Source organism: uncultured Pseudoteredinibacter sp., from assembly GCF_947500695.1.
Lineage (GTDB): Bacteria > Pseudomonadota > Gammaproteobacteria > Pseudomonadales > Cellvibrionaceae > Pseudoteredinibacter.
In genome coordinates, this window is sequence record NZ_CANMSS010000011.1 from 75,752 (window position 1) to 88,242 (window position 12,491).

The following is a 12,491-nucleotide window of genomic DNA, read 5'->3' on the forward strand; positions in this document are numbered from 1 at the left end:
GCACTTACTGTGGCGCAGGGCAGTCTATGCCTCCAGCAGATTGAACTCGCTCTTCAGTGCCTGGATGGGTGCTGAGGTAGTTTAAGGCGTCTCTAAGGTCAAACTCTTCGTCCCAGCCCATTTGTTTTTTCAGCTTCTCTTTCCAATCGAGTTCTTTTTCTTCCTTGTTATCTTTTTCTGCCTTGTCGCTGTTAGGTCCTGTCGTGCTGGTATTGTTTTTTGGATCGTCACTTTCCAATTTTTCTAAAAGCTCGGCAGCATCAATTGGCTCTTGCTCTTTCGGTTTTGCATCTTCAATAACGATATCGCCGACATTGTTTGTATCGAGCGTAATATCATGAGCCGCCATAAGATGAGTTAGGCCAGCGCCGAGGCAGCTGCTGGGCACATTGATTTGCTCTAGCATCTCAATGGAGAAATGATCCGCTTCTCGTTCAAGGTCGCGGCTATAAGAGAGTTGCTGGAAAATAACGGGGCCGGAAACAAGCACTGTCTCCGCTAAAACGCTGACATCACCTACAATAACTGAGAGCAATGCGACGGTACCCAAAGATTGAATGATATTGCGGATACCGTGATATTGCTCTACATGGCCGGCTTCATGAGCTAATACCGCCAATATCTCATTTTCATTATTGAGTGCCGTTACCAATTCATCGGTTACCAGTATGTGGCCACCTGGCAAGGCGAAGGCATTAGCACCGATGCCGGGACTGCTTTTGCTTAATAGGGTATAGCGCTGTTGATTGGGTAGGCGCTGCCAAGCGTTTTCTAGCAGGCGCTTGCCATCCTCATCGAGTTTGCTTTCGTTGAAATATCCTTGAAGCTGCTGCAAGGCCTGATTATCTAAAGCCAGCAAGGCCTCTTTGGGTATTTGAGGGGCTAGCACTTTCGCTGCCAGCGGCATGCCCACTTTAATATACAGTAGGGCAATGACGGGGAGCATTACCATAGCGGCCAGTGCAAAGCCGCGGCTTTTTTCCCAATAGTGAACTAGCCGCGAAGCGCTGGGTTTTGCAAAAATTACTTCAATAGCCTGGTGATCTTCACACTCAAAGCAATCACCATTTGGCAATTCAATGCGATAGGGCATGCGGCCAATTGGGGCCGAAAGCTGGCACTGCTCAATAGACAGCTCTTGCAGTATTTCGCCACTGCTCTGAAAGCGTAAACGTTGCCCTTCGTTGAAAAGCTTCGCTGAAACTTGCTCAGAGCTATGGGCTCGATAATATTTCCCGGTTAGGCTCATGTTGTATTAAAACCCGAAGTCAAAATCAAAGGCTTCGCCAACTTCATCGCCTACAGCATTGGTGTGTTGCTGATTGTGGGCAATAAATTGATCGCTATCACCGCAGTATTCAATGGCTTCAATTTGCATTTTTAAGATGCGAATTTTAATCCATGGGTAAGCAAAGCCCAGTGTAATCACCATCAATACCGTATTGATCACCCAGAGCTTGGCATAGGCATAAATGCTGAGGTTTGAGCGAAACTTGATATCGGCCAAGGTGAGAGTGTCAAAGGTGTCATTAAAAATACGACCGCGCCAATAGGCATACGCCGCCATATAAGATGCGATCATCAATCCATAAACAAAGACAATGGCAAGGGTGATCAGTATCGCCATGCTGGCGCCGCCTTCGAACTCGATGCCAAAACCAAAAATAATTGCTGCTGCGATTCCGGCAATAATGCCGCCAATGAGCATAACGGCCATACCCGCGGCAATGGATATACCGAAGGCTATCCAAAAATGCTCAGAAAAACGGCCGCGCTTTAAGTCGACATTGAATGTGCTCTGGCCATACTGACTATGGCGGGTATTAAAGTTGCGAACATCGCAAATAAACAGTGGAAAGATAAAACACATGGCCATTACGATAAGACCATAGAAGCCCATTAAGCGGGTAAAGTCTTCCATGCCTTCAAATGGATCGATGTCTTCACCGCTTTGGGCGTCATCTTGAATATCGTCTGCAGAGAATTCAGGACTTATGCTGCCATCTTCTTCATTATAGTTGTACTCAGTGACGGCTGACTCGCTCTCCTCAAGTAGCTCTTGTTCAGCCTGCTCTTCATAGCGCTGCTCGGCGCGCTGTTCCATATCCTCGCTCCAGGCCAGGATTTCATTACTGATGTGGATAATTCCGGCTGCAGCAATTAATAGGGCAACCAAATAAGGCCAAAGCGCTTTGTAGGCATCACTGATTTTTCCGTTGAACCCAAAGCGAATATTACGCAAGCTGGTGTGGCGTAAACGAAAGCCTAAAGCGCGCACCATAAACATAGGCAACAGGCCAAGAACAATAGCGGCCGATATAAAGGGGATGGCGTTATGGAGTAATGCACCTTGGGACCAGCCGATTAAAAGCACAATAGCAATAATTCGACCTAGCAGAATCTGCAGCGGCTTGCCGTGAAAGTCCAATCGTCCGCCGGCAACTTCGGTATGGCCATAAAAATAGCGGCGCTCACGCACTGTAGCCCAAGCTGAGTAGATGCCGAGGGTCAACAAGGTTAATACTAAATTGACAATCCAAATGCGAAAATACTCGCCGCCATTGCCGTGAAATTTTATCAGTTGCCACTGTGGCTCGGGAGAGCTCGCTGCCGGCGTGCTAATTGGCTCGTCCGTGGAGGGTGATTGGGAATCTGACATGGGCATTCCTTATGTTTACAGTCTATTCCTTGCGCAAAACTGTATCATCTGAGTACTGTTTTCTGCATTTGGTGCCCAAGTGTACGTTAAAAGCGCAGCACCAAGCCATACCGCCAGTGAAAATCAGCGTTTTGCACTATACCCATGAATATGTCCATGGATATATCCATGTAAAGGCCCTTATAAAAGCTCATCCCAGCACCTAAAATCCAGTACAATAAACAACTTATACCGCCTGATTTAGAAGAGAGCCCCATGACGGAAGCATTGTCATCCAATATCGAAGAAAACTTCGACCGATTTATCGTAGAAGCCTTAGAAACTGGCTGCGTTTGGGGCTTGGAAGGCCCAGAAGGCTGGGCTTTATGCCCATCGGAGCAATATGGTGAAACGGACGTTATGCCATTTTGGAGCCAGCCCGAATTTGCCAAGGCCCACTGTGTAGAGGATTGGTCGGCTTATCAGCCCGTCGCAGTATCGGTAGAAGAGTTTATGGATAAATGGCTGCCTGGTATGCATGAAGACGTTTATCTAGTGGGTATCAATTGGGATAGTGAAATGGAAGGCATGGAGATAGAGCCGCTGGACTTATTAGAAGAATTCGAAAACGAAATCAGCTGATATGTATCCTCTAAACTATATCGAGCCGGTTTTTCGGCCCCCTAGCGAGTGGAAGTCCCTTATTCTGCAAGTAGCCAATGGCTGCTCATACAATAAGTGCACCTTTTGCGAAATGTACACCATGGAGCAAAAGCGTTTTAAACCTAAGAAGCCCGATGTGATCGAGGCGGAGTTACGTCAGATCGCCGAGGCTGGCTACCCTGTTCAGCGAATCTTTTTAGCCGATGGTGATGCGATGACCTTATCGGTTCGCCGCCTCAAAGAAATCCTGCTGTTAATTAAGCAGTACTTTCCCCACATCAGCCGAGTGTCTAGTTATTGCTTGCCTCGCAATTTAAAGAATAAATCTGTCGACGACTTACAAGAGCTCAGAGAGTTGGGTCTTAGCCTAATGTACGTCGGCTGCGAATCTGGTGATGACGAGGTTTTGGCTCGGGTTCGTAAAGGCGAGAGCTTTGATAGCTCCCTAGATGCGCTGCATAAAATTAAAGCGGCCGGCATGAAAAGCTCGGTGATGATACTTAATGGTTTGGGTGGCCCGACCTTGAGTGAGCAGCACGCTATTAGCTCTGCAAAATTAATGAACGCCGCCCAGCCCGATTACCTATCAACATTAGTTGTCGAGTTTCCAAGGGGCAGTGAGGACTTTGAAGAGGCCTTTGAGATTCCTTGGCGCAAATTAGAGCAGCTGGAATTATTCCGTGAGATGGAGCTGTTGTTGGATAATCTAGAATTAGACAAAACGATTTTCCGCAGCGACCATGCATCCAATTACCTAGTGTTAAAAGGTGTGCTAGGCAAGGATAAAGGCAAGCTATTAGATACGGTGCGCACCGCTATCAATAAACCTGGAATGATTCCATTGCGACAGGAATGGCAGCGGGGTTTATAAGGATTTTTCATGACTGACATTGAATGGGATTTCCCGAGCCCTCACACGGTTGATATAACAGTTGTTGAAGACGATATTGACGGCCTCAATCACGCCAATAATACTGTCTATGTGAAATGGTGCGAAATGGCCGGCTGGGGACATTCTTGCCATTTGGGTTTAGATATTGAAGCTTATCGTCAGTTAGATAGAGCGATGGCGATTCAAAAAGCCGAATACGAGTATATGCAAGCCGCTTTATTAGGTGATGAATTGCGAATAGCCACCTGGCTAACGGAAAGTGACGGCAAGCTCAGCATGACACGTCGCTTTCAAATCGTGCGCTTAAGTGATGGCGCAACTATGTTACGTGGCCAATGGAAAGTGGTTTGTATTGAAATGAGCAGCGGTCGACCGCGTCGCATGCCGCCAGAGTTCAAGGATGGCTATGGTGCGGCACTGGTAAGCGAAGTAAGTTAATACAGGCAAAGCAATGAGTGACGACGAAGATTTTTTTCGCCAGAGCATGGCCGATGTTCAGCCTATTAAGCAGCCTAAGCGCGTAAATCTAAAGGCCGAGAGCGCCAGCAATCCGGGTTTAGAGCATCGTAAAAAAGCGGCAGTAGAAGAAATGCCCAGCCACCAAGGTGATCCGCTGTCCGATGAGTGCATTGAACCGGTTGATCCGCTAGAGATTATTGGCTACCAGCGTCCAGGTGTGCAGCATGGGGTGTATAAGAACCTACGCTTAGGTAAATACCAAATTGAGGCTCGCTTAGATCTACATCACAAAACGGTAGAACAGGCTCGCCGCTCGGTCTATCAATTTATTAAAGACTGTATTGAGCATGATATCCGCTGCGCCCTGATAACCCACGGCAAAGGTGAAGGCCGTAAAGATTCTGGCTTAATTAAAAGTGCGGTGGCCCATTGGCTGCCCCAGATAGATGCCGTCTTAGCATTTCATTCCGCACAAAAGCACCACGGCGGGGCCGGTGCAACTTATGTTATGCTGAAAAAGAGTGATAAGAAGCGCCAGGAAAATATGGAGCGGTTTTCTAAGCGTTAGTTTTTTGCGGAGCAGAGTTTACGGCTCTGCCTCTACACACGCTGGCTGAAACTTTATTCTTCTGGCAATGTTAACAAGGATTGTTTGTGTTTAATTTAAAGAAAAATAAAGCTATCTCATTGGCAATATTCTTGTTGCTTGCCGCGATAGGCTTGTTCTTTTTTGGTGGCCATGAAAATGCGACTGTAGATGATCTGGCCTCACCGCAATCAAATCAAAAGCCCAATCCTAGCCTGCGCGATACCCTGAAAGTAGAAACGCCTGACGAGCCCGAGAAGGTAGAAAGGAAAAAATCAGACGCTAAGCAAGCAGAAAGAGATTCTGTTAGCACTGCATCCCGTACCTTCGTATACACACAGGAGCACTGGAAAGCTCTACAAGAAAAAGCGAATAATCAATTATCCTTGTTTAGCTCGGAACTTTGGTCTGATGCGGAATTTGATTCCTATGTTCAGCTGCTAGAGAAAGGGGATAGTTCGGCTATTGTTAATTTTCTACATATTCACGCCAATTGCCGTACCAAATTTAGGGAGATGATCGAGGGAAATTGCGCCAAGATCAATCGCTGGCGATTGGATAAGAAACTCGAAGACCCTAATTTTAGCTTATTTGATGAATATGAGAAGTTAGTGCTTTCAGGAGACGAATTAGCCAGCTATTTGTATTACGCAGTTCTCGAAGATGCCATTGAGTCCGAAGATGTAAATATCCGGGCTTTCCCAGAAAAGTGGATTGCTAGGCGTGATCGCGTTAGGGCTCACCTTATGGAGCAAACAATTCAGGGCAGCCCTGGAGCTGGAATGAGTTTAATGTTTGATGCTCTTTTTGGTATAAATGGACCTGTAGATTTGGTGCGGGCTGCGGCCATTGGACGTTATTTGCATGAGCAAAGCCCTGAACTGTTGTTTGAATTTGATAATATCACGGATGATTTTGTTCTAAGGCACGGTATAGATGCGGCAGAGGTAGAGGTGGTTTACGAATATCTATTCGGGCATCTTTAAATGCCAGTGATACGAATTGCCATATAGTTGAAGTGTGTGCGAGGTCAACTTTAAAGCAGGCTAATATGGAAGGTTTATGCTTAGGAAATTAGCATTTGTTGTTATAATCATAATTGTTTCGTACACCACTTATCATTATTTTGTAGGTGCCACACAGTCTGCGGCTCATAAAGGCGTTACGCATGTATCTAATGGCCGCTTAACTAAAACCAACTCGCCTCAACAAAACTCAATGCCCTCCGAGTCGGTTGATGTTGTAAAACTATTTAATGCTTCAAGCAATAACTTTTCATCCCGCTCTTCTATTACCCTTAAAGACAGCGAGCACTCAATTAATAATCAACTAAAGCTGCTGGCTCAAGCATATAAGCCAAATGCGGAAGTGATAGCAAATGTCGAGCGCTTTGAGAATTTTCAATTTGAACTAATAGAAGAAATTGGTGAAATCATCACAATGAAAGAGGGTGATGCTCCCCAAGAAGGAGACCCCGATGAAAACCCTACCTATGCTGAAAATAAGGCCCATAAAAGTGATGATGTGTATGAGTTGGCTTTATTTACACAATTTATAGGTGAATGCTTTAGGAGTGGGTTTAAAGATAAGCCCGCCTGTACAGGAACTTATGGTACAGACATTAATAGGCTATCCATTCGGACGCCAAGAGCAATCGATAAGCTAGACCAATTGGCTTTGCAGGGTGATCTACAAGCGCAGTCTCTCTATCACGCCTCTTTACTAAGTGCCGTTGACAGCTTTGATATGAATACCGCCAGGGATACCGAGTTGTGGTTGCAGCGCCGCCTAAGAATGATTGGCTATAGCTTAAAGTTCGCAAGGGCCGGGTCAGCGCTCGCGACCAAACAGCTAGCGAAGCTATTTGACAGTAGTGATTATATTGAAGCGCAGCCTTTTTGGGCCGCAGTGTTCTACAGTCAGCTGTCGACTTTAGACAATAGTGGTAGCTTTGATATTCAGCGCTTGATTTCGAAAAACGGATTGGATGAAGGTGAAATAGAGCAAGCAAGATATGACTTGTTTGAAGGTGATAACCAATAGGTCTCTATGAGAATCTTAATAGGAAAAGTAAAACTTGCCTTGCTGTGCGCTTGTCTCATAGTTGGAATACTATTGCTTTGGCTGAAGGCTGGTGTCGATTCAGAATCCGCTATTCAGGATGTAAATGAGGTTGGCACCGCAAGTAGTGGCAACAGCAAGGCTCATGGTGGAGGTGAATTAAACCAAGGCCCCCCTCAAAGTGCCCCGACTCAACGAGTCACGGACAGTGATAACTTTGCCGACACAAGAATTCCTTCGAAGCCAAGAATGTTGGAGTTGGCAGTTTCAGCTTCTCAAGATGAAGTGCAGCAATTGGCAATCACTTGGCCTGAATTGAAGGAGCAAATGCAAGAGCTCAGGGATGCATTTGCTATCCGGGCTAATAAAGATGAAGACATAGCCATAGAGGCAGTCACTCATCTTTTAAAAGGTGTAGAAGATAACAATGCATTTGCTGTCGATAAGCTTAGGAATGTAATTTTTCGCTGTGAAGTCGGCTTTGTTGAAAAAATTGATTGTGAGCAAATAAATCGCTGGGTTTCTAAACAAAAAGAAAGTAGAAGCCCATCTCTATTCGAGAGACTAGAAAAGCAGGCTGTAAATGGTGATATATATGCCCAGTATTTATATACACCAAACTTACAATTTGCAGTCGGGAGTCGTGAAGTCAACACGGCTCGAGACGTACAGCTGTGGATGGGGCGCCGGCAGCGCATGCTTGAGTATCTAGTTAAATTTGCTAAGGCGGGTGATGTTGGAATGCAGTTTTATCTGGCGGCTACGTTTGAGGGTAATTATTTAATTAAATCTAACCCATTTTGGTCCGCCGTTTTCTTCAAGCAAGTTAAGCTGCACTATGGGGAATATCACCCATATGAAAATTTGGTCGAACTTCACAAACTAGATGAGGCCTTAATCGAAGAAGCTCGCGAAGATTTTTTCGACGACTGAGTGTGATTTCTTCGCTGCAGAGTAATAGGGTCAGAGCTCATTGAATTTATCTACTCGGTTCTGCCCCTATGTTTAGCATTGAGCGTGCAGCCCTTTAGTTTAACTCGGGGGCGCATGCCCCTCACATTCATGCTCATGCTCTTCATCTAGGTGTTTCTCGCCACACTGCAAACAATACTGATTAAAGCTGATTTGCAATGTCTTACAAGATCCGCATTCGCGTTTAATACACAAGCCACAATACACACAGTACTTATTATCCGGGCTGGCGAATTTACGATCACATGACGGGCAAATACCTTTGTGAATTTTCTCGAAAGAGTTTTCTAGGTTGCGCTCGTTGTTTTGTAAACTATTGCGACGGCTCTCTTCGTCACGCTGCTCCATTTCGCGTTTCTTTTCTAAATAATCCTGCAGTTTGTTAATTAAGAAACGCCCCACCAAGAAACAAGCCACGATACCTACGATGGAGCGTACATAACCGCCGTAGTTAGGGAAGTAAGGCACTAATTCAATAAAGAAGGCGTACAGCGAAAAGTAGCCCCAGCCGTAAACAAATGGCCAGTAGCTGGACTCGCGATAGCGTTTGAATAGAAACACTGCAAGGGCTAGTAGGGGCAACACAAAGGCAAGGCGGATTAAAAATGCCTTTAGGGTATTGCTGCGTTCATCTTCGAGCATCAATTGGCGGGCATCCGATTTTAGCTCTCGGATTTCTTTGCGTAGCTTTTCGCTATCTTGGCGTAATAACAGCAACTGTTTTTCCAGTTGGTTTTCGCTTTGGGTTGCCGTACTAATTGCCACTCGCCCCTGCTCGATCTTTTTACGTATAGCTTCTACTTGTTGGTTGCTTTGGCTGTCTTCTGTGACATAGCGCGAGGCCAGCATTTCTTTATAGTTTTGTTGTTGTATGCCCAATACTTCTTTTAAACCGCTCAGCTCGGTTTGTACGCTCTGGCGCTGAAAACCCAAGGTTTCCTGTTTTAGGCTGATGTCGCCCTGCTGCTGCTCAAATTGCGAGAGTTGCGCCTTGTCCAAATAGTCTTCTAGTTGAATGTTGGTATGCCGGCTTGGCAGGTTTTTAATGATGAGTGAGCCGCCTTGTAGTAGAAAGTAGGTGAATACCAAGGCGATGATATGGAGGAATATATTAACGACTTTACTAAGTTGGCGACTGGATTTCATGATAAGGCTCTAAAGCTCGGGTAGTGGTCGTGGATAGTTGTGCTCATAGTAGAGACTTGAACTATAGGGTCAATAGCTCTGTAAAAAGTATCACATATTGATACCTTGTGGCTTATTGCTGAGTGCTTTTTTCGGGGCGCACACCCGGGGTCAGACCCCGTTTTTAAAAAATAACCGAGCTCAATAACCCGCTATGTTTTCTTAGATGTGGGGTCTGACCCCTTGTCTGTTGAGAAATTCGAGCTTTATGTGGCAAGAACGGGGTCAGACCCCGCTTTTAAAAAATAACTGGGCTCAATAACCCGCTATGTTTTCTTAGGTGTGGGGTCTGACCCCTTCACTTATCTAGATAAAAAAAGGGCCCCTTCGAATAAATCTTAGGAGCCCTACGTACGGAAATCTGACTTACTGCTAAATTCTTTCTTTTTAAAACCGGGGTCAGACCCCGTTCTTAAAAAATAACTGAGCTTAATGAGCTGCAGCGCTTTCTTAAGTATGGGGTCAGACCCCTTACTTACGTGGAAATCTTACTTAAGATGCGCCTTATACATTCATCTCAGGAACGTTATCTGGCACTACTAGCTTGCCACCGGTTTTGCTAACAATCTCTTCTACGCTCACGCCAGGGGCACGCTCTTTTAGAATAAACTGGCCATCTTCGATTTCTAGGTAGGCTAGATCGGTAACTACTTTCTTAATGCAGCCAGCGCCAGTAAGTGGCAGGGTACATTCGTTAAGCAGCTTAGAGTTGCCGTGCTTATCAGCGTGGGTCATGGTTACGATAATATTGTCCGCGCCCGCTACTAAATCCATGGCGCCGCCCATACCTTTAATCAGCTTGCCTGGAATCATCCAAGAAGCGATATTGCCTTGCACATCAACTTCAAAGGCGCCCAGAACGGTAAGGTCTACGTGACCACCGCGAATCATGGCGAATGATTCGGCCGAGCTAAAAATAGAGGCGCCGGTAATGGTGGTGACAGTTTGTTTGCCGGCATTAATCATATCGGCGTCTACTTCCTCTTCGGTAGGGAAGGGGCCCATACCCAGCAAGCCGTTTTCAGATTGCAGCATGACTTCCATACCTTCAGGTACATAGTTGGCCACCAAAGTTGGAATGCCGATACCTAGGTTTACGTAGAAGCCGTCTTGTAATTCTTGCGCTACGCGCATTGCCAGTTGTTCACGTGATAAAGCCATGATCAATCTCCTTATGCGCGTACGGTGCGTTGTTCGATACGTTTTTCGAAAGTGCCTTGAATCAGGCGATCCACATAAATACCTGGGGTGTGGATCTGGGTCGGATCTAGCTCGCCCGGTTCAACAATCTCTTCAACCTCTACAATGGTAATCTTGCCAGCGGTGGCTGCCATTGGGTTAAAGTTCTGGGCGGTGTGGCGGTAGATTACATTGCCGTAGGTATCTGCCTTCCAGCCTTTCACAATGGCAAAGTCACCAGTGATGGCTTCTTCCATAATGTATTTGCGGCCATCGAATTCGCGAACTTCTTTACCATCACCCACTGGGGTGCCGTAACCGGTAGCGGTATAGAAAGCAGGGATGCCCGCGCCGCCAGCGCGCATTTTTTCAGCCAGAGTGCCTTGAGGTGTTAGCTCAACTTCCAGTTCGCCACCTAAAAGCTGATCTTCGAATAGCTTGTTCTCGCCAACATAAGAGGAGACCATCTTCTTAATTTGCTTGTCTTCCAGCAAAATACCTAGGCCAAAGCCATCTACACCACAGTTATTGGAAACAATGGTTAGCTCTTTGGTGCCCATCTTCTTGATTTGAGCAATACAGCCTTCTGGAATGCCGCATAGGCCAAAGCCACCGGCAATTACCGTCATGCCATCTTCTAGGCCGGCCATGGCTTCTTCGTAGCTGCCGACAACCTTATTGAAACCGGACATCATCCACCTCTTTTTTGTTATGTCAGAGTCACGCTCATTAGCGCTTAGGTGGCCTAGCTTGGTGGAATTCGCTATATTTAGCAAATATAAAAAAATTCATAATTGATAAATATTTTAAATATATTGAATGTATTCAATAGACGGAGAATGGCGACTTTATGAGCCAGCGCCCATCATTTACCCATAAGCAGCTGCGAGCCTTTGTAGCGGTAGCAAAACATCGAAGCTTTGCCGAAGCCTGTGGTGAGCTGCACCTTTCTCAGCCAGCCTTAAGTATCACTATCCGCAATCTGGAAGAGCAGTTGGGCGGGCCCTTAATAAATCGCAGCACTCGCAGTGTATCGCTCACCCCAGAGGGCGAGGCCTTTTACCCAATCGCCCAGCGCATATTGCAAGACTGGGAAAGTGCCTTTGACGAAATGCATAACCGCTTCGCGTTGCGCCGTGGTCGCTTGGCGATGGCCTGTATGCCATCGCTAGCGGCTAGCGTATTTCCTGCGTTAATGGCGCGCTTTCACGAGCAGTACCCTGAGATCGATCTAAGCCTAGAGGACATAGTTATGGAGGATGTGCTTTCTGCCGTGCATTCCGGCCGAGTAGAGCTCGGTATTGCTTTTGAGCAAGAAATACCCGAAGACATTGAGCAGCAACAGCTCTTCAGTGATAGGGCTGTGGTAGCACTTCCCCCTAGCCATGTCTTGGCTAAGAAAAAGCAACTCAACTGGCAAGATCTATCGCGCTACCCTTTTATTAGCCTAAACGCCCGCTCGGGCTTTAGGCGCAGTATCGATACTATTATGCAAGAGCAAAACGCCGTGCCTGAGCGTATCTATGAAGCGAACCAGCTAACCACTGCAGGCCGAATGGCCGCCGAAGGTTTAGGCTTGTGCCTGGTACCGGGTTTTTGTCAGGCGCAAATGGAGCAGATGGGTTTGCGGTGTAAGCCGCTCGTGGGGCCGGTGTTTAAAAGGGCGGTAGTTATTCTAAGTAGGCGGCGGCATGGGCTATCAGCTCCCGCTGGCGCTATGACTGAATTGCTCATGTCTAGTTTTGATTTTGTCGATTAAATTGTACAAATGTCCAATTCGGTAAAGAAGGGTTAAACAAGACGCTGATTGACGGGGCTTCAATTAGACTGCAAGTCTATAAAAACTCTGGGCCACC

13 protein-coding genes are annotated in these 12,491 nt (G+C 46.4%); 8 read left to right on the forward strand and 5 right to left on the reverse strand.

The features are described 5' to 3' along the window. Positions 1-4: 4 nt before the first annotated feature. Together Q1A08_RS17595 and Q1A08_RS17600 are read right to left on the reverse strand one after the other, a co-directional pair. Complete coding sequence (locus Q1A08_RS17595; protein WP_299775328.1) at positions 5-1,249, reverse strand: M48 family metallopeptidase; 1,245 nt, start codon at positions 1,247-1,249, stop codon at positions 5-7. A gap of 6 nt (positions 1,250-1,255) precedes the next feature. After that, positions 1,256-2,659, reverse strand: a complete 1,404-nt coding sequence (locus tag Q1A08_RS17600; protein ID WP_299775329.1) for a YjgN family protein — start codon at positions 2,657-2,659, stop codon at positions 1,256-1,258. Positions 2,660-2,914: 255 nt separating this feature from the next. On the opposite strand from Q1A08_RS17600, the gene Q1A08_RS17605 reads away from it, so the two are divergent. From Q1A08_RS17605 to Q1A08_RS17635, 7 genes are all read left to right on the forward strand, one after another. Next, on the forward strand, positions 2,915-3,280 hold the full coding sequence (locus Q1A08_RS17605) for a DUF2750 domain-containing protein (RefSeq protein WP_299775330.1): 366 nt from the start codon (positions 2,915-2,917) through the stop codon (positions 3,278-3,280). A gap of 1 nt (position 3,281) precedes the next feature. Next, entirely contained in the window at positions 3,282-4,172 is an 891-nt protein-coding gene (locus tag Q1A08_RS17610) for a radical SAM protein (protein ID WP_299775332.1), read from the forward strand. Between the two features lie 9 nt (positions 4,173-4,181). Next, positions 4,182-4,631, forward strand: coding sequence for a thioesterase family protein (locus Q1A08_RS17615; RefSeq protein ID WP_299775334.1), 450 nt, complete (start codon positions 4,182-4,184; stop codon positions 4,629-4,631). A gap of 13 nt (positions 4,632-4,644) precedes the next feature. After that, entirely contained in the window at positions 4,645-5,220 is a 576-nt protein-coding gene (smrA, locus tag Q1A08_RS17620) for a DNA endonuclease SmrA (protein ID WP_299775336.1), read from the forward strand. Positions 5,221-5,306: 86 nt separating this feature from the next. After that, positions 5,307-6,224, forward strand: coding sequence for a hypothetical protein (locus Q1A08_RS17625; RefSeq protein WP_299775338.1), 918 nt, complete (start codon positions 5,307-5,309; stop codon positions 6,222-6,224). A gap of 76 nt (positions 6,225-6,300) precedes the next feature. Next, entirely contained in the window at positions 6,301-7,281 is a 981-nt protein-coding gene (locus Q1A08_RS17630) for a hypothetical protein (protein WP_299775340.1), read from the forward strand. A gap of 72 nt (positions 7,282-7,353) precedes the next feature. Then, complete coding sequence (locus tag Q1A08_RS17635) at positions 7,354-8,232, forward strand: hypothetical protein (protein WP_299775342.1); 879 nt, start codon at positions 7,354-7,356, stop codon at positions 8,230-8,232. Positions 8,233-8,331: 99 nt separating this feature from the next. Here Q1A08_RS17635 and Q1A08_RS17640 read toward each other — a convergent pair whose 3' ends face one another. From Q1A08_RS17640 to Q1A08_RS17650, 3 genes are all read right to left on the reverse strand, one after another. After that, a complete protein-coding gene (locus Q1A08_RS17640) occupies positions 8,332-9,417 on the reverse strand; it encodes a hypothetical protein (RefSeq protein WP_299775344.1) in 1,086 nt (361 codons plus the stop codon). A 543-nt stretch (positions 9,418-9,960) separates the two neighbouring features. Continuing rightward, on the reverse strand, positions 9,961-10,617 hold the full coding sequence (locus Q1A08_RS17645; RefSeq protein WP_299775346.1) for a CoA transferase subunit B: 657 nt from the start codon (positions 10,615-10,617) through the stop codon (positions 9,961-9,963). Positions 10,618-10,628: 11 nt separating this feature from the next. Then, complete coding sequence (locus Q1A08_RS17650) at positions 10,629-11,327, reverse strand: CoA transferase subunit A (RefSeq protein ID WP_299775348.1); 699 nt, start codon at positions 11,325-11,327, stop codon at positions 10,629-10,631. A gap of 158 nt (positions 11,328-11,485) precedes the next feature. Between Q1A08_RS17650 and Q1A08_RS17655 the strand changes: the two genes are divergently transcribed. Then, on the forward strand, positions 11,486-12,394 hold the full coding sequence (locus tag Q1A08_RS17655; RefSeq protein ID WP_299775350.1) for a LysR family transcriptional regulator: 909 nt from the start codon (positions 11,486-11,488) through the stop codon (positions 12,392-12,394). Positions 12,395-12,491: the final 97 nt, after the last annotated feature.